This window comes from Nonomuraea glycinis, from assembly GCF_014646515.1.
Taxonomy (GTDB): domain Bacteria; phylum Actinomycetota; class Actinomycetes; order Streptosporangiales; family Streptosporangiaceae; genus Nonomuraea; species Nonomuraea glycinis.
The window spans coordinates 293,683-315,929 of the sequence record NZ_BMNK01000003.1 but is presented as its reverse complement, the minus strand read 5'-3'; the positions used below and the strand labels follow the sequence as shown (position 1 = coordinate 315,929).

The 22,247-nt window shown below is 69.5% G+C and carries 21 protein-coding genes; 19 read left to right on the top strand and 2 right to left on the bottom strand.

Annotated features, from left to right (window positions below; all coding sequences use genetic code 11):
- Positions 1-190 precede the first annotated feature (190 nt).
- Both IEY87_RS11035 and IEY87_RS11030 read left to right on the top strand, forming a co-directional pair.
- Positions 191-1,408, top strand: coding sequence for a glycosyltransferase family 2 protein (locus IEY87_RS11035; RefSeq protein WP_189138460.1), 1,218 nt, complete (start codon positions 191-193; stop codon positions 1,406-1,408).
- The gene (locus IEY87_RS11030) at positions 1,405-3,045 is read left to right on the top strand and encodes a glycosyltransferase family 2 protein (RefSeq protein WP_189138459.1); all 1,641 of its coding nucleotides are present in this window, start codon (positions 1,405-1,407) and stop codon (positions 3,043-3,045) included. Before IEY87_RS11035 ends, IEY87_RS11030 begins: the two co-directional genes overlap by 4 nt.
- A gap of 160 nt (positions 3,046-3,205) precedes the next feature.
- On the opposite strand, the gene IEY87_RS11025 is transcribed toward IEY87_RS11030, so the two are convergent.
- The gene (locus IEY87_RS11025; protein WP_189138458.1) at positions 3,206-4,687 is read right to left on the bottom strand and encodes a glycosyltransferase family 2 protein; all 1,482 of its coding nucleotides are present in this window, start codon (positions 4,685-4,687) and stop codon (positions 3,206-3,208) included.
- A 157-nt stretch (positions 4,688-4,844) separates the two neighbouring features.
- On the opposite strand from IEY87_RS11025, the gene thrC reads away from it, so the two are divergent.
- From thrC to rho, 3 genes are all read left to right on the top strand, one after another.
- The gene (gene thrC / locus IEY87_RS11020; RefSeq protein WP_189138457.1) at positions 4,845-5,903 is read left to right on the top strand and encodes a threonine synthase; all 1,059 of its coding nucleotides are present in this window, start codon (positions 4,845-4,847) and stop codon (positions 5,901-5,903) included.
- A 149-nt stretch (positions 5,904-6,052) separates the two neighbouring features.
- Positions 6,053-6,961 carry a homoserine kinase gene (gene thrB, locus IEY87_RS11015; protein ID WP_189138456.1) on the top strand — a complete coding sequence of 303 codons (909 nt, stop codon included), beginning with the start codon at positions 6,053-6,055 and terminating at the stop codon, positions 6,959-6,961.
- 460 nt (positions 6,962-7,421) lie between these two features.
- Complete coding sequence (gene rho, locus IEY87_RS11010; RefSeq protein ID WP_189138455.1) at positions 7,422-9,503, top strand: transcription termination factor Rho; 2,082 nt, start codon at positions 7,422-7,424, stop codon at positions 9,501-9,503.
- A 61-nt stretch (positions 9,504-9,564) separates the two neighbouring features.
- Here rho and IEY87_RS11005 read toward each other — a convergent pair whose 3' ends face one another.
- Entirely contained in the window at positions 9,565-10,596 is a 1,032-nt protein-coding gene (locus IEY87_RS11005; protein WP_189138454.1) for a hypothetical protein, read from the bottom strand.
- A 224-nt stretch (positions 10,597-10,820) separates the two neighbouring features.
- Between IEY87_RS11005 and rpmE the strand changes: the two genes are divergently transcribed.
- From rpmE to IEY87_RS10935, 14 genes are all read left to right on the top strand, one after another.
- A complete protein-coding gene (gene rpmE, locus IEY87_RS11000) occupies positions 10,821-11,039 on the top strand; it encodes a 50S ribosomal protein L31 (protein ID WP_189138453.1) in 219 nt (72 codons plus the stop codon).
- A gap of 94 nt (positions 11,040-11,133) precedes the next feature.
- Positions 11,134-12,186 (top strand): peptide chain release factor 1, encoded by a 1,053-nt coding sequence (gene prfA, locus IEY87_RS10995; RefSeq protein ID WP_189138452.1) that lies wholly within the window; start codon positions 11,134-11,136, stop codon positions 12,184-12,186.
- Positions 12,183-13,037: a peptide chain release factor N(5)-glutamine methyltransferase gene (gene prmC / locus IEY87_RS10990; protein ID WP_189138451.1), complete on the top strand. Its 855-nt coding sequence runs from the start codon at positions 12,183-12,185 to the stop codon at positions 13,035-13,037. Before prfA ends, prmC begins: the two co-directional genes overlap by 4 nt.
- A 10-nt stretch (positions 13,038-13,047) precedes the next feature.
- Complete coding sequence (locus IEY87_RS10985; RefSeq protein WP_225276926.1) at positions 13,048-13,695, top strand: L-threonylcarbamoyladenylate synthase; 648 nt, start codon at positions 13,048-13,050, stop codon at positions 13,693-13,695.
- A 194-nt stretch (positions 13,696-13,889) separates the two neighbouring features.
- Positions 13,890-15,803 (top strand): hypothetical protein, encoded by a 1,914-nt coding sequence (locus IEY87_RS10980; protein ID WP_189138449.1) that lies wholly within the window; start codon positions 13,890-13,892, stop codon positions 15,801-15,803.
- A complete protein-coding gene (locus IEY87_RS10975) occupies positions 15,803-16,177 on the top strand; it encodes a hypothetical protein (protein ID WP_189138448.1) in 375 nt (124 codons plus the stop codon). The genes IEY87_RS10980 and IEY87_RS10975 overlap by 1 nt, the downstream gene beginning before the upstream one ends.
- 57 nt (positions 16,178-16,234) lie before the next feature.
- Positions 16,235-17,500, top strand: a complete 1,266-nt coding sequence (gene glyA / locus IEY87_RS10970) for a serine hydroxymethyltransferase (RefSeq protein ID WP_189138447.1) — start codon at positions 16,235-16,237, stop codon at positions 17,498-17,500.
- 57 nt (positions 17,501-17,557) lie between these two features.
- Positions 17,558-18,835, top strand: coding sequence for a glycosyltransferase family 4 protein (locus IEY87_RS10965; protein ID WP_189138446.1), 1,278 nt, complete (start codon positions 17,558-17,560; stop codon positions 18,833-18,835).
- A 131-nt stretch (positions 18,836-18,966) separates the two neighbouring features.
- Positions 18,967-19,389, top strand: a complete 423-nt coding sequence (locus IEY87_RS10960; RefSeq protein ID WP_189138445.1) for a Cg1360 family ATP-synthase-associated protein — start codon at positions 18,967-18,969, stop codon at positions 19,387-19,389.
- Positions 19,390-19,455: 66 nt separating this feature from the next.
- Entirely contained in the window at positions 19,456-19,671 is a 216-nt protein-coding gene (locus IEY87_RS10955) for an AtpZ/AtpI family protein (protein ID WP_189138444.1), read from the top strand.
- 70 nt (positions 19,672-19,741) lie between these two features.
- Complete coding sequence (gene atpB, locus IEY87_RS10950) at positions 19,742-20,536, top strand: F0F1 ATP synthase subunit A (RefSeq protein WP_189138443.1); 795 nt, start codon at positions 19,742-19,744, stop codon at positions 20,534-20,536.
- A 72-nt stretch (positions 20,537-20,608) separates the two neighbouring features.
- On the top strand, positions 20,609-20,848 hold the full coding sequence (gene atpE, locus IEY87_RS10945; protein ID WP_189138442.1) for an ATP synthase F0 subunit C: 240 nt from the start codon (positions 20,609-20,611) through the stop codon (positions 20,846-20,848).
- 34 nt (positions 20,849-20,882) lie between these two features.
- On the top strand, positions 20,883-21,437 hold the full coding sequence (locus IEY87_RS10940; RefSeq protein WP_189138441.1) for a F0F1 ATP synthase subunit B: 555 nt from the start codon (positions 20,883-20,885) through the stop codon (positions 21,435-21,437).
- Positions 21,437-22,246 (top strand): F0F1 ATP synthase subunit delta, encoded by an 810-nt coding sequence (locus IEY87_RS10935; protein WP_189138440.1) that lies wholly within the window; start codon positions 21,437-21,439, stop codon positions 22,244-22,246. Before IEY87_RS10940 ends, IEY87_RS10935 begins: the two co-directional genes overlap by 1 nt.
- Position 22,247: the final 1 nt, after the last annotated feature.

Genomic DNA, 22,247 nt, shown 5'->3' with positions numbered 1-22,247 from the left:
CGGCATAAGCGGCACCTCAGACAACATCGGCCACTAACGTGGCATATGTGGCGAGATGCCTACGTGGGGAATGTCGAGCGGGTGATGATCACCGCTTTGTCATGGCGAAGCGAACCACGGGTCTACGCGCGTGTAAAAACGGCGTAGGGTGGGCGCCGATCGAAGTCCCGCAGGTCAAGGAGCAGCACGCATGACCTTCAGTCCAGCCGGTTTCCTGCGCACGCCGGAGCAGGGGCTGGCGCGTCTGCACTGGCACCAGGGCGCCTGGGCCGTCGACGGTCAGGCGCTCGACCTCGCCCAGCTGCGCCCCCTGCGCGGCCTCGACATCGACTGGCCCACCGCCGAGGGCGTGCCCGACAGCGGGCGTCCATCGGGGGGCGCGCATGACGTCGCGCGGTCCGGGGCCGAGGGGGCGCATGACGCCGAGTGGCCGGGGGTCGAGGACGCGCTCGGCGGGCTCGCGCGGCTGGCCGCCGCCGGGGTGCCGCTGACGGCCTCCTATGCGCCGGCCTGGGTGCCCGTCGACCTGGCGGCCCTGCTCACCGACCGGAGCTGGCTCGAGCACATCGCGGACGACAGCGTGCGCTGCCTGGCCGACCTGCGACGCGAGGAGCACAGCGTACGGCTGCGCAGGGTGGCCGCTCAGCCGGTCGCGACCGCCAAGGTCAGCGTGGTCATGGCGACCAAGCGGCCCGGGTTCGTCGGTGGCGCGCTCGCCCAGATGGCGCGGCAGCGCGGGGTCGAGGTGGAGGTGATCCTCGGCCTGCACGGGGTCGCCTACGACGAGGTCCGGCAGGCCGCCGAGGCGTGCCCGCTGCCGCTGCGCTGGATCGAGGCCGGGGCCGAGACGCCGTTCGGCGAGGTGCTCAACCGGGCGGCGGCCCTGGCCGGCGGCGACTACCTGGCCAAGTGGGACGACGACGACTGGTACGGCCCCGACCACCTGGCCGACCTGATCATGGCGGTCGATCACTCGGGCGCCGACGTGGTGGGCGCCTCGGGGGAGTTCTTCTATCTGGAGCCGCTGCGTACCACGATCAGGCGCACGACGTTCGCGTCCGGGGCGGCCTATCCGAGCGAGGTGTGGGCCGATCACATCGCGGGCGGCACGATCATGGTGCCCGTGGCGAAATTTCGCGATATTGGAGGATTTCCGGGGCTTCCTCGGGCGGTGGACCGCGAATTCCTCAAGGCCGCACGTGAGGCCGGAGCCCGCATTTACCGCACCCACGGCCTCGGATACATGTTGCGCCGCGGGCTGAGCGACCAGCACACCTGGCAGCTCCCGCTCGCGCACTTCCTCAAAGTCGCCACCAACCAGTGGTACGGCTTTCGCCCGAGCCTGCTGATGGAGCCCGACCTGCTGACGGAGTCACGCATGGAGCCGACCCTGCTGGAGACCGCATGAGAGTGCGCGGCAACGACTATCGCGTCCTCGACCCGCCCGAGTGGTTCACCCCGGAGCTGCGCGTCAGTGTGATCGTGCCCGCTTTCGGCGGCCAGGACAAGCTCGACCTGGTGCTGGCCGCGCTCGCCAGGCAGAGCTATCCGGCGGAGCTGACCGAGGTCATCGTCGTCGACAACGGCAGCACGCCACCGCTGCGGCTGCCCGCCACCCGCCCGCCGGGCGCCCGGCTGATCCGCTGCGAGACGCCCGGCCGGGCCAGCGCCCGCAACGCCGGGCTGGCCGAGGCCGGCGGCGACGTCATCCACTGGCTCGACTCCGACGTGGTGCTCACCCCCGGGGCTCTCGAAGCCCACATGCGCTGGCACCACACCGCCCCCTACCTCGTCGTCGGCGGGTTCATGCGCTTCAGCGAGGCCCCGCTGCCCGCCGAGCTGCCGGACGACCTGGAGTCCTACTTCGAGCCCGCCGAGCCGCACCGCTGGATCATCGACCTGCTGGCGCGCACCGACGGGCTCACCCAGCGCACCCCGCGCCCCTTCAGCCTGCACGTGGGCGGCGCGACCTCGGTCAACGCCCGGCTGTTCGAGCTCGCGGGCCCCATGGACGACGAGTTGATCCTCGGTCAGGACACCGAGATGGGCTACCGGCTGGGGCAGGCCGGCGCGGTCTTCGTACCCGAGCCGCGAGCCCGTGCCTACCACCTCGGCCCGACCATGCGGATGCGGCACAAGGAGCGCATCGACCGGGTCAGCTTCGCGTTCGTGGGCGACCGCATCCCGCTCTACCGCTGGCTGCGCTCCCACCCCGGCCGCCAGTGGAAGATCCCCTACGTCGAGGCCGTGGTGGACGGCACGGCCGGCTACGAGAGCGTGCGCGCCACCGTCGACGCGCTCCTGGCCGGCACGCAGCACGACCTGCGCGTGGTCATCGTCGGCCCGTGGGACGGCCTGGAGCGGGACCGCCGCGCCCCGCTCAAGGACCCCAACCTCGACCTGGTCCTGGTGCACGGCCACTTCGAGCACGAGAGCCGGGTACGGTTCGCCGGCACGGACGAGGTCGGCTTGGCCGTCCCGTACGTCCTGCGCCTGCCGCCCGGCTGGGCGCCCGGCGAGGACTCCTTGGCGAGCCTGCTCGATCTGGCGCGCACCGAGCAGCACGGCCTGATCAACGTGCTGCTCGACGAGTCGTCGGCCGGCGTGGTGGCCGCCCGCCTGGAGCGCCCGGCCGCCTTCGCCCGCGCCCGCCTCGTCGCCGGGCCGCGGGAGGACCTGGACGACGTCGTCGACGACGTCTCCTCCGTCACCTGGGTCGACGGCGAGACCTACGGCTTCACCCGCGAGCCGGCCAAGCCGCTGGGCCGCCGTGGCGCCTACAACGCCAGGGTCCAGGCCGAGGCCGACGTCGAACGGCTGACCGGGGAGAACGAGCGGCTGCGGGCCCAGGTCGCCAAGTGGCGCGAGGAGGCGGGCACCTGGCGCAAGGACGCCGTCGACTACCGGCGCGACATCGGCGCCCTGCGCAAGGAGGTCTCCGAGCTACGCCGCCAACTGGCCGCCGCCCACCGCGCCCAGGACAGCCTGCGCACCGTCATGACGGCCACGGTCAGACGCGCCCTGGGCCGGAGGACCGGCAGATGACACCGCCCCGAGGCGTGGGCTCCGCCGGGCCGCGACGGTCCCGAGGCGTGGGCTCCGCCGGGCCGGGACGGTCCCGAGGCGCGGGACGGCCAGGACCGTCTTGAGGGGCGGGATCCGTCGGGCCGGACCGCCCTTGAGCGTGGGATGCGCGCGGCGGGGCTCAGTTGGGGCGTAGGGCGGACTTGAGGCGGCCGAGCAGGGTGCGTTCGCCGGTGTCCGCGGCGACGGCGAACGGCTCCGGGGCGGGGGCCGTCGCGGCCGGCGCCTGGGGCGGCGCGGGCTTCGGCCAATAGCGGTCCGGGGGCACATGCCGTACACCATGGGTGGTGTCGATGATGTCGTCCAGGTCGTCGCCGGGGTCGGCGAGCAACCGCGCGCGGGCCAGTGCGGAGGTCCGCTCCAGGCGGGCGGTGCGGCCGTCGGGCAGGTCCACGATCAGCACGCCCGTCAGGTCCTTCTGCACCGTCTCGATCATGCGCTCCAGCGTCGCCCGGTGCAGCGGCACGTCCACCGGTCCCCGGTAGCGGAACGGCGTGGGGGCGGGCGTCGGCGCGGCCTCGTCGATGAGCCTGATCCGGTCGTCGTGCGTGTAGATCTCCCGCATCATCCGCAGGTCGAAGCTGGGGTCCTCCAGCACCGAGCGCCGCCCGTCGCGCAGCCGCGACCAGGGCGCGACCAGGGTCACGACGACGTCCTGCAGCTTGCCGTCGAGCGCCGCGGACACCGCCTGCCGGACCACCGACTCGGCGGTGCCGGCGATGTCCAGCACGATCTCGACGTACGGGACCAGCCAGCGGCGGCCCCGGTCCTTGCGCAGGTCGCGCCGGAGCGGGATGCGCTGCGCGAGGTGCGGCTCCACGGCCCGTACGGCGCGCTCCCGGTCCCGGTGCTGGGCCGGCAGCCCCAGGTGCACGGCCTGGGCCTCCAGTTCCGGAACGAACACCACGCCCTGCATGGCCAGCCGGTAGGCGAACTCGGTGTCGCCGCCGCGGGTCACGCCCGGGTCAAGGCCGCCGACGGCGTGGAAGATCTCTCTCGGCAGGGCGATGGTCGGCCCTGTGCACACGTGGTAAGGATTGCGGCTCTTGCGTAGCCCGTCGGTCTTGGCGATCGTCGCCTCGGTGGAGCTGCTCGCGGCCTGCGCCAGGTCGAACACCTCGCCCAGGTGCCCGGCCCGGTGGACCTCGCCGGGGGTGAGCGGCGGCGCCTCGACGAACTTCTTCATGCCGATGGTGACCAGGTAGTCGGTCACGTGGTGCCAGCGGGCCATCGCCTCGATGTGCTCGCGGCAGGCCACCATGTCCGCGTCGAGCCGCTGGATGATCTCGCCGTCGGCGGCCTTCGCGCCGGTGTTGACGGCGTTGGAGATGCCCCAGCCGGTCTCCGGCCGGACCACCCGGATGTTGTCCGGCCGCAGCTCCGGCAGGCGGATGGGCGGCTCGCTGCCGTCGTCCACGACCAGGACCTCCATGAGGTGGCCGGGGTAGGTCTGCGCGGCGAGCGCCGCCAGCGTCAGATCCAGGTGCGGCCCGCCGTGCGCGGGGATGACCACGCTCACGGACAGGGTGGGCGACCAGGCGCCGAGCTCTGGCGGAACCAGAGCGGAATAGTCGTTCTGCGGCATAGCAGGACGCGTGTTCATCGTGTGACCCCCTGCCGCGAAACCCTAGCGAGAGATGCTGAGATTTTCCTGAATAATGACGTTCTTCCGGACGCTGTCCACGCACTGGACGCGGCACCGCGCCCACCCTGCCGACCCCGTAGACTCGGTGCCCAACAGCGCAGGTAGGGAGATATCAATGGGCAGGTCCTGGCGTGGCCTCATCGAGGAGTACCGCGATCGGCTGCCGGTCACTCCGCAGACGCCCGTCGTCACGCTGCTCGAAGGCGGCACCCCGCTGGTGCCCGCGCACCGCGTCTCCGCCATCACCGGGTGCGACGTCTTCCTCAAGGTCGAGGGCGCCAATCCGACGGGCAGCTTCAAAGACCGCGGCATGACCATGGCCATCAGCAAGGCCGTCGAGGAGGGCGCCAAGGCGGTCATCTGCGCCTCCACCGGCAACACCTCCGCCTCGGCCGCCGCCTACGCCGTGCGCGCCGGGCTCACCTGCGCCGTGCTGGTGCCCCGCGGCAAGATCGCGATGGGCAAGCTGGCCCAGGCCCTCGTCCATGGCGCCACGCTGCTGCAGGTCGAGGGCTCCTTCGACGACTGCCTGGAGATGACCCGCAAGCTCTCGTCGAACTACCCGATCGCGCTGGTCAACTCCGTCAACCCGTTCCGGCTGCAGGGCCAGAAGACCGCCGCCTTCGAGATCGTGGACACGCTCGGGGACGCGCCCGACATCCACTGCATCCCGGTGGGCAACGCCGGCAACATCTCCGCCTACTGGATGGGCTACCAGGAATACGCCACCGACGGCATCTCCGCCACGCGCCCCCGCATGTTCGGCTTCCAGGCCAGCGGCGCGGCCCCGATCGTCGACGGCGCGCCGGTCACGCACCCGCACACCATCGCCACCGCCATCCGCATCGGCAACCCCGCCTCCTGGCAGCTCGCCACCGCGGCCCGCGACGAGTCCGGCGGCGTCATCAAGGCCGTCACCGACCGGCAGATCGCCGCCGCCTACAAGCTGCTGGCCCAGGAGGAGGGCGTCTTCGTGGAGCTCGCCTCGGCGGCGAGCGTCGCCGGCCTGCTGCAGGCGCACGCCGACGGCCTCGTCGCCCCCGGGCAGCGGATCGTCTGCACGGTCACGGGCAACGGACTCAAGGACCCCGACTGGGCCATCTCCGGCGCTCCGGCTCCGGTCACGATCCCCATCGACGTGCACGCGGCCGCGGCCGCTCTCAGCCTCGCCTGACCGTGCGGGCGGATGTGCCGCCCTCGTGCCGGTGACCTCCTCCCGGGTACGGCTGCCGTACGCGATGGGTGGGTTTCCGTACGCCCATAGAGAAATTGATCGCGGCCTCACAGAGGAATGACGCGGACAATGGCGAGAAAGGCTCACGAATGACGACCGTTCACATCCGCGTGCCGGCGACGTCGGCCAATCTGGGGCCGGGGTACGACGCCCTGGGACTGGCGCTGAGCCTCTACGACGACATCGACGCCTCACTCGCCGACGGCGGCGGCGTAGAGGTTGTGGTGACCGGCGAGGGGGCCGGGGAGCTCGACACCGGTGAAGGGCATCTCGTCGTCAAGGCGATGCGCGCGGCCTTCGACCGGATGGGGACGCCGCAGCCGGACGGGATCCGGTTGCGGTGCCATAACAGGATTCCGCACGCCCGCGGCCTGGGCAGCTCGTCCGCGGCCATCTGCGCGGGGATCCTCGCGGCACGGGCGCTCTCGCGGAACGGCGACCTGACCGATGATGAGGTGTTCGCGCTGGCCGACGAGATGGAAGGGCACCCGGACAACGTCGCGCCCTGCCTGGCCGGCGGGCTGACGATCGCCTGGACGCAGCACAGCGGCGCACCACGTATGGTGAAACTGGTTCCCGATGCGAGTATCCGGCCTGTAGTGATCGTTCCGGCGACGCGGCTGGCCACAGAGACCGCCCGGGGCCTGTTGCCGAAGGATGTGCCCCACAAGGACGCCTCCTTCAATGCCGGCAGGGCCGCGTTGCTGATCGCCGCGCTGACCCAGCGGCCAGAGCGGGCGTTGCTGCTCGCAGCCACGGAGGACCGTCTCCATCAGGATTACCGCGCGCCTGCCATGCGCGAGAGCGCGGATCTGGTAGAACGTCTGCGTGCAGTGGGCGTGCCCGCGGTCGTTTCGGGAGCGGGTCCCACGATCCTCGCGTTTTCGACATCGGATTCGCAGGATTTGATCGCGCCAGAAGTGGGTAATGACTGGCACATCCAGCTAATGGACGTCGATCCAGTTGGCGCGAACGTTCAGGTTCCCGAGACACGCTGATACCTCTTTAGACCTTCAGGGAATAGCCGTGTGCGCTGGTGATGTTAGGCTGATAGCCGCACCAGATGCCCCCTTGTTGGGTGCGCGTGCTTGTCAGCCGTACATCGCTGCATCATGCTTCACGTCGCGAGGCGTGAGTAGCGCGGCTGTCTCCCCGGAATCCGTTGCCTCCGGTTGGCCCACACCCGGTAGGCCCAACGTGAGGCGGCGACGACGGGGATCCACGCGTTCGAATCACCTCGACATCCGGCTGGCGGCAGCAATCTTAGGGGTTGTCATCCACTCGTCACCGTCCTGTGGCGACCTGGACGAGCCCCTTGCCAAGAGTGGCGACCGTCCCCAGCGGCGGCCGAAGATCGCAAAAGTGCAGCCCGGTTCGGTCTGTCCCGCCGGATCGCAAGCACATCCGGGACGCCCGGCGAATGAATCCGGCGCCCGACCCCTGGGAAGGACCTTTTAGTTGAGCGACACCACCGAACTCCTCTCCGACGCACCAGGCACACCTGCTGCGACCGGCGACACCCCCACCCGTGCCGCGGCCAAGCCGCGTGCGCGTCGCTCCGGCACCGGCCTGTCCGCCAAGGTGCTGCCCGAGCTGCAGAAGATGGCCGCCGAACTGGGCATCAGCGGCACCGGGCGCATGCGGAAGAGCCAGCTCATCGCGGCCATCCAGGAGAAGCAGGGTGGCGGCATCGGGGACGCCGCGCCCGCTACGGCAACCGCGACCGAGGCGCCTGTCGCCGCCGACGCGGCTCCCGCCGCGGAGCGGCCCACCCGCACCCGTCGGGAACGTTCCCGCACCAAGACCGTGGAAGAGCCGGTCGCACAGGCCGCCGCCGAGCCGGTGGTCGCGGCCGCCGAGCCCGTCGTGGCCGCGGCCGAGCCGGTCGTCGAGCAGGCCCCTGCGGCCACTCAGACCACTCAGCCGGCCCAGTCCACCGAGACCCAGCAGGGCGACCCGCGTGGCGACCGTGGCGAGAGCCGCCGGGAGCGCCGCGGCCGTGGCGAGCGCCGTGAGCGCGGCGAGCGTGGCGGCAACGACCGCGCCGGCGACCGCGTCAGCGACCGCGGCGAGGGTCGCGGCGAGAGCCGTGACAGCTCCCGTGACGGCGGGCGTGACGTGCGTGACGGCTCCCGTGATGGCGGGCGTGACGTGCGTGACAGCCGGGACGGTCGTGACGGCGGTCGCGACGGTGGCCGTGATGGCGGTCGTGACGGCCGTGACGGGCGTACCGACCAGCGCGAGCGCGCTGCCGACTCCGGCGGTCGTGGCAGCGACCCGCGCGGTGGCGCGGGCGACGACGACGAGCGGGGCGGACGCGGGCGCCGTGGCCGGTTCAGGGAGCGCAACCGTGGCCGTGGCCGCGAGCGCTTCGACAGCACCGAGCCCGTGATCGGCGACGACGATGTGCTGATCCCGATCGCCGGCATCCTCGACATCCTCGACAACTACGCCTTCGTCAGGACGAGCGGCTACCTGCCGGGCAGCAACGACGTCTACGTCTCGCTCGCCCAGATCCGCCGCAACGGCCTGCGCAAGGGCGACGTCATCACCGGCGCCGTCCGCCAGCCGCGCGACGGCGAGCGGCGCGAGAAGTTCAACGCCCTGGTCCGCCTCGACACCGTCAACGGCATGGACCCGGAGCAGGCCCGCAACCGGCCGGACTTCAACAAGCTGACGCCGCTCTACCCGCAGGACCGCCTGCGCCTGGAGACCGAGCCGAACATCCTCACCACGCGGATCATCGACCTCGTCTCGCCCATCGGCAAGGGCCAGCGCGGTCTCATCGTCTCGCCGCCCAAGGCCGGTAAGACGATGGTGCTGCAGTCGATCGCCAACGCGATCACCCGCAACAACCCCGAGTGCCACCTCATGGTCGTGCTCGTGGACGAGCGGCCTGAAGAGGTCACCGACATGCAGCGCTCGGTCAAGGGCGAGGTCATCCACTCGACCTTCGACCGGCCGGCCGAGGACCACACCACCGTCGCCGAGCTCGCCATCGAGCGCGCCAAGCGCCTGGTGGAGCTGGGCCACGACGTGGTCGTGCTGCTCGACTCGATCACCCGTCTGGGCCGCGCCTACAACCTGGCCGCCCCGGCCTCCGGGCGCATTCTGTCCGGTGGTGTCGACTCCACGGCCCTCTACCCGCCCAAGCGCTTCTTCGGCGCCGCCCGCAACATCGAGAACGGCGGCTCGCTGACGATCCTCGCCACGGCCCTGGTCGAGACCGGGTCCAAGATGGACGAGGTCATCTTCGAGGAGTTCAAGGGCACCGGCAACATGGAGCTCAAGCTCAACCGCTCCCTGGCCGACAAGCGGATCTTCCCCGCGGTGGACGTCGACGCGTCCGGCACCCGTAAGGAAGAGATCCTCATGGCCAAGGACGAGCTCCAGATCGTCTGGAAGCTCCGCCGCGTGCTGCACGCCCTCGACATGCAGCAGGCTCTGGAGCTTCTTCTGGAGAAGATGAAGGAGACCTCCTCCAACGCGGAGTTCCTGCTTCAGGTCCAGAAGACCACCGTGAGCAACGACCGCGACTAGTGCGCGCGAGGTGAGGAAGCGGCGGGGTTCGCCCCGCCGCTTCTTCGCGTTCCGGGCCGTTCTACCGCACGTCCACCAGGCGCTGGGGGGACAGGGCCGCGCGGGTCGCCCGCGTGCCCGGCGACGTGACGCGGAAATAGCCGTCCGCGCCCGCCTTGAGGGATTTGGCGTACCTGCCGGATCGGTTCGTCCTGACGAAGGCGACGAGCTTGTACGTGCTGCCGCCCTTGGCCTTGAAGTGGATCTTCAGTTTCTTGTTCGCGTACGGCTTGGCACCCCGGTAGGCCCTGCCGTACACCTTGAAGTACGCGCCCTTCCTGACCTTCTTGGCCGCGCCGATCGTGACCCTGGCCCCGGCCTTCCCGGAGGCGCCCTGGGCGGCCGCCTTCACCGTGAAGGGCGACACCCCCTTGAGGACCTCGCCGCCGCGGGTGGCGTAGATCTCCAGCGTCCACGCGCCGGCGGTGCTGTCGTCCCCGAAGTAGGCGGTGCCGCGGTGACGGCCGCCGGGCTCCAGAGCCAGGTTGCCGAGGTCGTAGTACTGACTGCTCCTGTCGCTGACGAGCTTGGCCGACACCATGCCGGAGCCCTCGATCGTGCTCTCCACCAGGACCTTCACGTCCTTGCCGCGGACCAGCGCGACGGGGTCGGGGGTGACGGAGGCGGAGGTGATGCGCTGCTTGCCGGCCACTTTGACGGTGAAGTCGTTGACCTGGGTGGTCTGGCGGACGACGTTGACCGTCAGTTTCCACCGGCCGGCCGGGTCGCGTTCGCCGATCGTCCACTTCCCGGTGATGACGGCGTCGCGCTCGAAGTCGAACGTGACCGGCCGGTCGGGCTTCCCCGGCGCCGCGATCACGCCGGTGACCCGCCTGACCGTCGCCGGGTCCCTGAGCTTGAGCGTCACGCTGGCTCCTGCCTCGCCCTGGACCGGCACGTACGCGCTGGCCGAGACATCCCCCATGAAGTCCGGCCCGGTGGTCAGCGCGTGCTGTGCGGCGTACGCGCTGCCGGTGGTGGTGAGGCCTGCGCCTCCGAAAAGAACGGCGACCCCCGTGGCGGTCGCGAGCAGCGACCGCACCCTTCTCTTCATCAGATGAATGATCCTTTTAGTCGGAAAAAGTGATGTTTGGTGCGGCGGAGCCTAGTGTGACCGCCGCGACCGACGCCATAAAGACCGGGGGAATGGCTGGTGGCCCTGGGTGGTTGAACCATCTGGCACACTGGTAGCTGACCGAATTTTGCGGTACCGGCTCCCGCCCATGCGCATCTGACGCACCAGCTGGCGACCCGGCGACCGCACCCGAAAGGACAGCCATGAAGCGCGACATTCACCCCGATTATCACGTCACGCACGTCACCTGCACGTGCGGCGCCACCTTCACCACCCGCAGCACCGCCAAGAACGGCGCGATCCACGCCGACGTCTGCTCTGCCTGCCACCCGTTCTACACGGGCAAGCAGAAGATCCTGGACACCGGTGGCCGGGTGGCGCGCTTCGAGAAGCGCTTCGGCAAGAAGCCCTCGGGCAACTAGCTTCACCGACGCCGATCCGGCCGCACCCTCGCGTGCGCCGGGTCGGCGTTCTTGGTGAAACGGCCCCGCCCACACGCAAGACGAAGGATGCACGGTGAACCTCGACGAGTTGCTCAAGGAGTATTCCGAGCTGGAGTCGCAGCTCGCCGATCCCGCCGTGCACGCCGACCAGGGCAGGGCCCGCACCCTCGGCAAACGCTACGCCCAGCTCACCCCGGTCGTCGGCACCTACCGCGAGCTGGAGGCGACCCGCGACGACCTGTCCGCCGCCAAGGAGCTCGCCGGTGAGGACGAGGGGTTCGCCGAGGAGGCCGCCGAGCTGGAGAAGCGCATCCCCCGGCTGGAGGAGCGGCTCAAGCATCTGCTGATCCCGCGTGATCCCAATGATGACAAGGACATCATCATGGAGATCAAGGCGGGCGAGGGCGGCGAGGAGTCCGCGCTGTTCGCGGGCGATCTGCTGCGCATGTATCTCCGCTACGCCGAGCGCATCGGCTGGAAGGCCGAGATCATCGACAGCCAGCCTTCCGACCTGGGCGGCTACAAGGACGTCGCGGTCGCCATCAAGGCCAAGGGCGACGACGGCGTGTGGTCCAGGCTCAAGTTCGAAGGCGGGGTGCACCGGGTGCAGCGCGTGCCCGTCACCGAGTCGCAGGGCCGCATCCACACCAGCGCCGCGGGGGTGTTCGTCTACCCCGAGGCGGAGGACGTCGAGGTCCAGATCGACCCCAACGAGCTGCGCATCGACGTCTACCGCTCCAGCGGCCCCGGCGGCCAGAGCGTCAACACCACCGACTCCGCGGTCCGCATCACCCACCTGCCCACCGGCACCGTGGTCTCCTGCCAGAACGAGAAGAGCCAGCTGCAGAACAAGGAGTCGGCGATGCGCATCCTGCGCGCCCGGCTGCTGGCCATCGCCCAGGAGCAGGCCGACGCCGCCGCGCAGGCCGAACGGAAGTCGCAGGTGCGCACCGTCGACCGTTCCGAACGCGTACGCACCTACAATTATCCCGAGAACCGAATTTCCGACCACCGGGTCGGCTTCAAGGCGTATAACCTCGACCAGGTTCTCGACGGTGAGCTCAATGCCGTCACCCAAGCCCTCATCGACGCCGAAATGGCGGAGAAGCTCGCACAACACTCATGACATTTCTGCTGGACGAGATCGCCCTCGCCACCGCGCGGCTGGCCGAGGCAGGTGTGCCGTCCCCGCGCACGGACGCGGAGGAGATCGCGGCGTTCGTCCACGGCGTGCGCAGGAGTGAGCTGCACACCGTCAAGGACGCCGACTTCGACGCGCTGTTCTGGGAAGGCGTCGCCAGGCGCGAGTCGCGTGAGCCGCTCCAGCACATCACCGGCCACGCCTACTTCCGCTACCTGGAGCTCGCGGTCGGCCCGGGCGTCTTCGTCCCCCGCCCCGAGACCGAGGTCATGACGGGCTGGGCCATCGAGACGCTGCGCGCCATGGACGTCACCGCGCCCATCGTCGTCGACCTGGGCACCGGCTCGGGCGCCATCGCGCTGTCCATCGCCCAGGAGGTCGCGCTCTCCGAGGTGCACGCCGTCGAGGTCGACCCCGACGCCTACAGCTGGGCCAAGCGCAACATCACCGAGCACGGCCAGGGCCGCACCCACCTGCACCCCGAAGACCTCGCCGAAGCCCTGCCCGAGCTCAACGGCAAGGTCGACCTGGTCATCTCCAACCCGCCCTACATCCCGCCCGGCGCGATCCCGCGCGACCCCGAGGTCCGCGACTACGACCCCGCCCGCGCCCTCTACGGCACCGGAGACGACGGCCTCGGCGAGGTGCGCGCGGTCGAGCGCACCGCCCGCCGGCTGCTGCGCGCCGGCGGCTGGGTGGTCGTCGAGCACGCCGACGAGCAGGGCAGGTCGGCTTACCTCACCTTCCCTGAGGACAACGGCTGGCGTGACGTACGACTCCGCCAGGATCTGACGCGCAGGGACCGCTTCGTCACCGCCAAGCTAGGCCAGGACTAGGATGCACGCCGTGGGAAGAAGCTTTGACTGCACCGACCTCGAACAGCGGGCCGAAGGCCTGGTCGAGGCTGCCGCGGCCGTCCGCCGCGGCGAGCTCGTCGTGCTGCCGACCGACACCGTCTACGGCATCGGCGCCGACGCCTTCACGCCCGCGGCGGTCACCGCGCTGCTCGAGGCCAAGGGGCGCGGCCGCGACATGCCGCCCCCCGTCCTCGTCGGCACGGTCCGGGCCGCCAGCGCGCTCGTGGAGGACCTCGGCCCCTACGGCCAGGACCTGATCGACGCCTTCTGGCCCGGGCCGCTCACGCTGGTCTGCAAGGCCAACCGGGCGCTGTCGTGGGACCTGGGCGACACCAAGGGCACCGTGGCGCTGCGCATGCCGCTGCACCCGGTCGCGCTCGACCTGCTCAAGGAGACGGGCCCGATGGCGGTCTCCAGCGCCAACCGCTCGGGCTCGGCCGCGGCCGTCACGGCCGCGGAGGCGCAGGAGCAGCTCGGCGACTCCGTCGCCGTCTACCTCGACGGCGGCAAGACCACCGACAGCACCCCGTCCACCATCCTGGACCTGACGACGGCCGTTCCCCGTCTCCTCAGGAGCGGCGCGATCCCCGTCGGGAAGCTCCGCGGCATCATCGGGTACGTCGCCACCGACGAGTGACGTATACCGTCTGCTTATCCCGGCTGCGCGAGCGGCCGGGTCGACATTACGGTGAAGCCCGGAGCAGCGACGTCCGGGAGTGACCCATGGGCAAGTTCGACGGCATGGATCCCAAGCTGGTCCGCGACCTGCTGGGCGAGGCCAAGCGGGCGGCGGAGGAGCTGCGCAGGGTCGAAGGGCGCGTCGGTCAGATCATGACCGGCGCCGGCCTGGCGACCCAGACCACCCACCGCCCGGCACAGGTGGCGGACGCGGCGGACAAGATGGTCAAGGACGTCACGGCTCGCCTGGGGGTGCTGGAAAAGCGCGTCACCGACCGCGACGCCACCCGCCCGACCCCGGACGACCCCAAGCGAAACGACTACGATCCCCCTCCCACAGGCGACGGCAAACCCGACGGAAAGACCGGAGACGGTAAGCCTGATGGCAAGGTCGATGACGGTAAGCCGGACGGCAAGGTCGGCGACGGTAAGCCCGATGGGAAGACCGGCGACGGTAAGCCGGATGGCAGGGTCGACATCGGCACGCCGGACGACAAGGTCGGTGATGGTAAGCCGGACGGGAAGATCGACGACGGTAAGCCGGACGGCAAAGTCGAAGATGGAAAGCCGGACGGCAAGGTCGATGACGGGAAGACCGGCGACGGTAAGCCCGATGGCAAGGTCGATGACGGTAAGCCTGATGGGAAGACCGGTGATGGTAAGCCGGATGGCAGGGTCGACATCGGCACGCCGGACGACAAGGTCGGTGATGGTAAGCCGGACGGGAAGGTCGGCGACGATAAGCCCGATGGCAAGGTCGGCGATGGTAAGCCCGACGGCAAGACCGACGACGGTAAGCCGGACGGGAACGTCTGCGATGACAATGTGCGGGATCGGGGAATCACCGACACTCCCGCGAAGGATCACCCGGATGACCGCGATCCGAGTAGGCCGCAGGTCGTCGAAGTAGACGGGGTCAAAGTGATCCAAGTGCCGCTCGACCCGCCGACGGCCACTCAGCTGGACAGCCTGCTCAAGAATTTGGACAAAGTTCAGCCGATAGACATGCCGCAAGTGGATGGCAGGTCCGGCCAGGTGGACGGCTACCCGGATCGGCCCTCCGGCAACGATCAGTCCCCTCGAATTGATCAGCCCATCCGGAACGACCCGCCGACCGGTTCGGATCAGCCCATCCGGAACGACCCGCCGACCGGTTCGGATCAGCCCATCCGGAACGACCCGCCGACCGGTTCGGATCAGCCCGTACGGAATGATCCGCCCACCGGCACTGGCCAGCCCAACCGCATTGACCCGCCCACCGGCACGGCGCCGCCGTCCGGTACGGATCAGCCGTCGGCCACGCAGCCACCTGCCTCCGATGGGTCGGAGGGCTGCTCGGACAACGGCAGCGGTCGCGACAGCGGGACCTCACGCGACGCTCAGCCGCGCGACCAGGACGTACGCGACCCCAGGCAGGACGGCAATGTCGGGCCGGACGGCAACCCCAGGCAGGACGGCTACGGCGGCCGGGACGACAACGCAAGACAGGACGGCAACGTCCGAGACGACAACGGCAGGCAGGACAACGGCAGGCAGGACAACGGCAGGCAGGACAACGGCAGGCAGGACAACGGCAGGCAGGACAACGGCAGGCAGGACGGTGTAGGGCAGGTGCCGCGTAACGATGGGTCTGGGTTGGTGGTGCCTCCGACTCCGCCGCCGGACACCGCTACCAGCACCCCGCCACCGGCCACCGGCACCCAGCCGCCCGACACCGCCACCGGCACCCGGCCGCCCGACACCGCCAGCGGCACCCGGCCGCCGGACAGCGCCACCCAGCCGGTGGGCACGCAGAGTCCGCCCACCTACGGCGGCACGGGCGCGAACGAGGTCCCCGGCGCCCCGGCGGCCGTGAGCGCCTGGGCGAACGACAGCGGTGACGTGGTGTCGGTGAACGTCGATCCGCTCACCGCGGATGCGATCCGCCTGATGATCGGGGACGCGCAGGGCGTCCAGAACGTGGAGATGCCAGGGGAGTGGCGAGAGGGAGTGTGGGTCCCTGTGGACATCGAGCCCGGTGGACCGCATGGGTCGGTCGATCCGGAGACACCGGAGAGGAGTGCCTGATGTACGTGGATCCGCCCGCGCCACGCCCGCGCCAGCCCGGGGAGAATCCGCCGTCGACGTCCGGCGGCGTGCTGGACAGTCAGCCGAGGGCCTGGGAGTTCAACCCCGAGTACCAGCGGCTCGTGACGGCCTGGCAGAGCGTCCTGCCGTTGCTGGAAAGCCTCACCTCGTCGCTGGACAAGGCCTACCAGCTCGCCAGAAGCCCGCAGACGTGGGACGCGCCGGTCGGCGCCCGCTACGTCGAGGACCTGCAGGAGTGGCGCACCCGGCTCAGCCAGTACCGCCAGGCCGTGCTCACGTCGATCAGCGACGAGGCGGCCGACACCCCGCGGTGGATCCCCAGCGCCATCGGAGCGCCACACGCGTTCTCCTGAACACCACCTGTCCCGACATCCTGGAAAAAACCGGACGCGTGCTCGTACAGTGGAGTCATGGGTGTCGAACCCACCTACGGCCCCGACTTCGGCCAGCTCCAGCGGCAGGACCCGGAGCTGGCGCGGATCCTGCTCGACGAGGTCGAGCGGGCGCGCGCCGGACTCCAGCTCATCGCGAGCGAGAACTTCACCTCGCCCGCCGTGCTGGCCGCCCTCGGATCGACGCTGAGCAACAAGTACGCCGAGGGCTACCCGGGCAAGCGTTACTACGGCGGCTGCGAGGTCGTGGACCGGGCCGAGCGGCTGGCCATCGAGCGGGCCCGCGCGTTGTTCGGCGCCGAGCACGCCAACGTCCAGCCGCACTCCGGCGCGTCGGCGAACCTGGCCGCGTACGCGGCGTTGCTGCAGCCCGGCGACACGATGCTGGCCATGGCGCTGCCGCACGGCGGGCATCTCACCCACGGTTCCAAGGTCAACTTCTCTGGCCGGTGGTTCGACGTGGCGGCCTACGGGGTGCGGCGCGACACCGAGCTGATCGACTACGACGAGGTCAGGGACCTGGCGCTGCGGCACCGGCCCAAGGTGATCGTCTGCGGCGCGACGGCCTATCCGCGCCTGATCGACTACGGGGTGCTGCGGGGGATCGCCGATGAGGTGGGCGCCTGGCTGCTGGCCGATGCGGCGCACCCGATCGGCCTGATGGCGGGCCGCGCCGTACCGTCGGCGGTGCCGTACGCGGATGTCGTCACCTTCACCACGCACAAGTCGCTGCGCGGGCCGCGCGGCGGAGGCATCCTGTGCACGGCGGAGCTGGCCGCCAGGATCGACCGGGCGGTGTTCCCGTTCATTCAGGGCGGCCCCCTGATGCACGCAGTGGCGGCGAAGGCGGTGGCGTTCGGGGAGGCGCTGCGGCCGGAGTTCGCCGACTACGCGCGGCAGGTGGTGGCCAACGCGCAGGCCCTGTGCCGGTCGCTGGCCGCCGAAGGGATGCGGCCGGTCTCCGGCGGCACGGACACGCACCTGGCGCTGATCGACCTGCGCGACCTGGCCATCTCCGGCGCCGAGGCGGAGCGCCGGTGCGCGGCGGCGGGCATCACCCTCAACCGGAACGCGATTCCGTACGATCCGGAGCCGGCGGCCGTGACCTCGGGCATCCGCGTCGGCACGCCCTGTGTCACCACCCAGGGGCTGGGGCCCCAGGAAATGGCGGAAATTGGCACATTGGTGGCCAGAGCCATCCGAAAGCCCGAAGCCGTGGAGGACGTGCAGGCAAGAGTGGCTGCGCTGCTGTCCATCCATCAGCCATATCTCAGCGAAGATTAAGCTGTTCTGAGTCGTTTTCCGGTCACAGGCGGCCGGAACATCCTGGAAACTAGGTCTGTGCGCGAATACATGTTCATGGCGCTCATCGCGGCCGCGGTGACTTATCTGCTCGTTCCGCTGGTGCGTCGCTTCGCCATCCGTATCGGTGCCGCGCCGGAGATCCGTGAACGTGACGTGCACACCACCCCGACGCCCCGGCTGGGCGGCCTGGCGATGTACGGCGGGCTCGTCGCGGGCCTGCTGGTGGCGGGTGAGCTGACCAACACCGGCGCGGCGCTCGCCGACTCCGAGGGCGACCCGGTGCTGGCGCTCATCGTGGCGGGCGGCGTCATCACGGTGACCGGCTTCCTGGACGACTGGTGGGGCATGGACCCCTTCATCAAGCTCGCCGGTCAGATCGCCGCCGCGGGGCTGCTGGTCTCTTTCGGGTTGCGGTTGACCTACATCCCGCTGCCGAAGGACTGGGGCGGTTCCACCAGCCTCGACTACACCCTGAGCACGATCATCACGATCCTCGTCGTGGTGGTGGCCATCAACGCGGTCAACTTCGTCGACGGGCTCGACGGCCTCGCCGCCGGGATCGTGTGCATCGCCGCCATGGCCACCTGGGCCTACTCGATCTTCCTCAAGCAGAGCATCACCGGTGACCGCATCACCACGACCGCGGCCATCGCCGCCGTCCTCATCGGCACCTGCCTGGGCTTCCTGCCGCACAACTTCCACCCGGCCAAGATCTTCATGGGCGACACGGGTGCGATGCTGATCGGGCTGGTGCTCGCCTCCTCGATCGTCACGGTGACGCCGGTCGACCCGTCGGTCATCGAGGGCATCAACAAGTTCGGCGTGCTGACCCCGCTCCTGGTGCCCGCCGCGGTGCTGGTGCTGCCGCTCATCGACCTGATCACCGCCGTGGTGCGGCGCACCTCTTACGGCATGTCGCCGTTCGCCCCGGACCGGGGCCACCTGCACCACCGGCTGATGGACATCGGGCACTCGCACCGGCAGTCGGTGCTGATCATGTACGCGTGGGCGTTCCTGTTCGCGTTCGGCATCGTGGCGATGTCCACGATCGGCGTGCCGGTGCTGCTGTTCCCGCCGATGATCCTGCTCGCCCTCGGCGTGCTGGTGATGATGGCCGCGCCGCGGTGGCGCCGCCGGGTCAGGGCGGCGCGTGACCAGGCGGGCGACGATGACGGGCCGCCCACCGGCCCGATGCCGCCGATCGTGCCGGAGACCGAGATCAGGCGGCGGATGCCGCCGGAGTCCGGGCCGACGCAGGAGCGGGCGAGCGCCGAGCATAATCCGGTCATTCCTGCCTTTCCGAGTCGTCCTTGACAGGGAACTAGAAACGGCAGGTAAAAGCGGTCTTCCGTGCGCTTGTGATATCTTTCACGAGCAGGGGCCCCCGGATGCACAAGTTCAGGGGGTAGCAAACGCTCGCTTGATAACACGCTGATGGAGCACCGATGCAAGCCAACGACGTGCGCGTACTCAAGAGCGCCGCGATCCCGACCCTGGCGGTCGGAGTGGTTGCCGTGGTGGTGGCCCAGTTGACGGTCGGTGGCGCAGGAGCGCTGGGCGCGTTGATCGGCACCCTGCTCGTCGCCGTCTTCTTCAGCATCAGCGTGGTGGCGATCTCCTACGCCGCCCGGGTGTCCCCCCAGATGATGGCCATCGCCGCGATGGTCAGCTATCTCGTCAAAGTCATCGTCATCATGGTGATGCTGGTCACGTTCGGTGACACCACGCTCTGGAACCCCCAGGTCTTCGCCTGGTCGGTGGTGGTGTGCACGATCGTCTGGACCGGTTTCGAGGTCCGGGCCTTCATCAAGACCAAGATGCTGTACGTCGACCCCGAAGCCACGGTCCCCGGTCAGGGCGACCGATGAGGCTTACTAACAGGACGGGGTCCGATATGACTAGTCCTCTACTCGCCTGCTATCGTCAGGGCCGCGATGAGCGAACAAGAACGTCGACCGGAAACAGACGGTCGCGACTTCGCCGACGCCATGTGGTCGGTCCCCAGCTATCTTCTCGCCGGGATGGCGGTCTACGGCGGCATCGGGTGGTTGCTGGACCGGTGGCTGGACTGGTCCGCGTTCTTCCCCATAGGCATCGTCCTGGGGCTGGTGCTCGCCGGCTATGCGGTCTACCGGAGGCACGGTCGCTAGCCCGACGCAGCGACCGCTTCTCTGAGGAAACTCTTGTTGTGATCAACTACGACGTTGAAGGGAACGCCGCGTGAGTACGCTGACGGTCCTAGCACCACCGGGAGAGTTCGGGGCGCCCACGCCTGACGAGCTCTTCACGCTGCCCCCCATCATTCCCGGGGTCGACTGGTTCACCAAGCCGGTTCTGCTCGCCCTGTTCGCCTCGGTCATCGTGATCGTCTTCTGCTGGGCGGCCTTCGCCAAGCCCAAGCTGGTGCCCAGAGGTGTGCAGAACGTCGCCGAATACGGCTACATGTTCGTGCGTGACCAGGTCGCCCGGCCCTTCCTCGGCAAGGACGCCGACCGGTGGATGGGGCTGTTGCTCACCCTGTTCTTCTTGGTGCTGGTCTGGAACCTCATGGGCGTCATCCCGGTGCTCCAGTTCCCGGTCGCCTCGCACATCGCCTTCCCCCTCGTGCTGGCGATCTCGATCTACGTGCTCAAGGTCTACCTGGGCGTCAAGCATCAGGGCCCGGTCGGCTACTTCAAGAACATGATGTTCCCGCCGGGACTGCCGAAGCCGATCTACGCGCTGCTGGCCCCGATCGAGTTCCTGTCGAACATGATCATCGCGCCGTTCACGCACGCCGTGCGACTGTTCGCGAACATGTTCGCCGGCCACATGCTGCTGGCGTTCTTCAGCATGGTGGGCTTCTGGTTCCTGTTCGAGGCGCTGACCCCGCTCGGCGCGCCCATCGGCGTGCTCGGTGTGATCATGACGATCGTGCTCACCGGCTTCGAGATGTTCATCCAGTTCCTGCAGGCATTCCTCTTCGCGATGCTGGCCGCGATGTACATCAACGGCGCGCTGCACGCGGATCACTGAGAACCACATACCGGAATATCCATGACCGGTGAGACTCCACTTCACCGGCCGTTCAGTAAAGGAAAACGAGCAATGAGCAGCCTGAACGTTCTCGCTGAGGTCTCCGGCAACGTAACCGCCATCGGTTACGGTCTCGCCGCCATCGGCCCCGGCATCGGCGTCGGCATCATCTTCGGTCAGGGCGTGCAGGCCATCGCGCGTCAGCCCGAGGCCTACGGCCTGATCCGTCAGAACATGCTCCTCGGCTTCGTCCTCACCGAGGCCCTCGCCCTGATCGGCCTGGTCGCGCCGTTCATCTTCCAGGCAATCTGACGACCAGAAGAATCCCTGACGAAAGGCTGCATCCATGAAAACGGCAGCTACGCTCCTCGCGGCGGCGGAGGAGGGTGCCAACCCTCTGATCCCGCACACCTACGAGCTCGTCGTCGGTATCTTCTCGTTCTTCGTCGTCCTCTTCGTCGTCGGCAAGATTCTCGTCCCGCGTATCCAGAAGACGCTGGCCGAGCGCACCGACGCCATCGAAGGCGGCATCAAGAGGGCGGAGGAGGCCCAGGCGCAGGCGCAGGTTCTGCAGCGGCAGTACAGCGAGCAGCTCGAAGAGGCCCGCCGCGACGCGGCGCGCCTGCGCGAGGAAGCTCGTGAGCAGGCCGCGCAGATCAAGGCTGAGCTCCGCGAGGAGGCGCAGGCCGAGGCCCGTCGTCTCGTCGAGGCGGCGCACGCCCAGATCGAAGCGGACCGCCAGGCCGCCTTCGCCCAGCTCCGCAACGAGGTCGGTCGTCTGTCGACCGACCTCGCCAGCCGGATCGTGGGCGAGTCCCTTGAGGACGAGGCCAGGCAGCGCCGCACCGTCGACCGCTTCCTTGACGAGCTGGAGAGCTCAAACGCGCAGGCGGTGGGTTGATGCGGGGCTTGAGCAGGACCTCGCTGGCAGAGGTCGAGGAGCGCTTCAACGTGGTCGCCGGCAGCGCCGACCTCGGCACGCTCTCCGACGAGCTGTTCGCCGCCGCGGATCTGCTCGACCGGGAGCACGGCCTGCGCCGGGCCCTGTCCGACCAGGCCAGGCCCGCCGAGCAGAAGGCGCGCACCGTGCGCGCGCTGCTCGACGGCCGGGTCAGCGAGGCCGCGATCGCCACCGTCGAGGCCGCGGTCTCGGCCAAGTGGTCGCGCGCCGGTGACCTGGCCGACGTGCTGGAGCGTCTCGGCGTCATCGCCGCGGCGGCCGAGGCCGAGGGCCAGCGCAAGCTCGACGAGGTGGAGGACGAGCTCTTCCGCTTCGGCCGCATCCTGGCCGCCAACCCGCAGCTGCGAAGCGCACTCGCCGACGCGGGTGCCCCGGAGACGGACAAGCGGGACCTGCTGCGCGACCTGCTGGCGGAGAAGGTGGCACCGACCACCCTGCGCCTGATCACGCAGGTGGCGGTGCATCCGCGAGGACGTAACCTGGAAACGGGCCTGGAAGAGTTCGGCCGGCTCGTGTCGCAGCAGAGTCAGCGCCTGGTGGCGGTGGTGCGCAGCGCCGTCGAGTTGTCGGAGGCGCAGAGGCAGCGGCTCATCGCGTGGCTGCGTTCCTCTTACGGCCGCGACGTGCACCTGAATGTCGAGGTGGACAAACGAGTGCTCGGTGGGTTCTCGGTCCGCATCGGCGACGAAATCATCGACACCACCATTGTGGGACGAATCGAAGAAGTCCGCCGCCGGTTGGCCGGCTAGG

Excerpts from the sequence above, each read along its gene's own strand:
- rpmE (WP_189138453.1), top strand. The coding sequence starts at position 10,821 with ATGAAGCGCGACATTCACCCCGATTATCACGTCACGCACGTCACCTGC.
- atpE (WP_189138442.1), top strand. The coding sequence starts at position 20,609 with ATGAGCAGCCTGAACGTTCTCGCTGAGGTCTCCGGCAACGTAACCGCC.
- IEY87_RS10940 (WP_189138441.1), top strand. The coding sequence starts at position 20,883 with ATGAAAACGGCAGCTACGCTCCTCGCGGCGGCGGAGGAGGGTGCCAAC.
- IEY87_RS11030 (WP_189138459.1), top strand. The coding sequence starts at position 1,405 with ATGAGAGTGCGCGGCAACGACTATCGCGTCCTCGACCCGCCCGAGTGG.
- prmC (WP_189138451.1), top strand. The coding sequence starts at position 12,183 with ATGACATTTCTGCTGGACGAGATCGCCCTCGCCACCGCGCGGCTGGCC.
- IEY87_RS11035 (WP_189138460.1), top strand. The coding sequence starts at position 191 with ATGACCTTCAGTCCAGCCGGTTTCCTGCGCACGCCGGAGCAGGGGCTG.
- thrC (WP_189138457.1), top strand. The coding sequence starts at position 4,845 with ATGGGCAGGTCCTGGCGTGGCCTCATCGAGGAGTACCGCGATCGGCTG.
- IEY87_RS10975 (WP_189138448.1), top strand. The coding sequence starts at position 15,803 with ATGTACGTGGATCCGCCCGCGCCACGCCCGCGCCAGCCCGGGGAGAAT.
- IEY87_RS11025 (WP_189138458.1), bottom strand. The coding sequence starts at position 4,687 with ATGAACACGCGTCCTGCTATGCCGCAGAACGACTATTCCGCTCTGGTT.
- IEY87_RS11005 (WP_189138454.1), bottom strand. The coding sequence starts at position 10,596 with ATGAAGAGAAGGGTGCGGTCGCTGCTCGCGACCGCCACGGGGGTCGCC.
- thrB (WP_189138456.1), top strand. The coding sequence starts at position 6,053 with ATGACGACCGTTCACATCCGCGTGCCGGCGACGTCGGCCAATCTGGGG.
- IEY87_RS10955 (WP_189138444.1), top strand. The coding sequence starts at position 19,456 with ATGAGCGAACAAGAACGTCGACCGGAAACAGACGGTCGCGACTTCGCC.
- glyA (WP_189138447.1), top strand. The coding sequence starts at position 16,235 with ATGGGTGTCGAACCCACCTACGGCCCCGACTTCGGCCAGCTCCAGCGG.
- IEY87_RS10980 (WP_189138449.1), top strand. The coding sequence starts at position 13,890 with ATGACCGGCGCCGGCCTGGCGACCCAGACCACCCACCGCCCGGCACAG.
- IEY87_RS10960 (WP_189138445.1), top strand. The coding sequence starts at position 18,967 with ATGCAAGCCAACGACGTGCGCGTACTCAAGAGCGCCGCGATCCCGACC.
- IEY87_RS10935 (WP_189138440.1), top strand. The coding sequence starts at position 21,437 with ATGCGGGGCTTGAGCAGGACCTCGCTGGCAGAGGTCGAGGAGCGCTTC.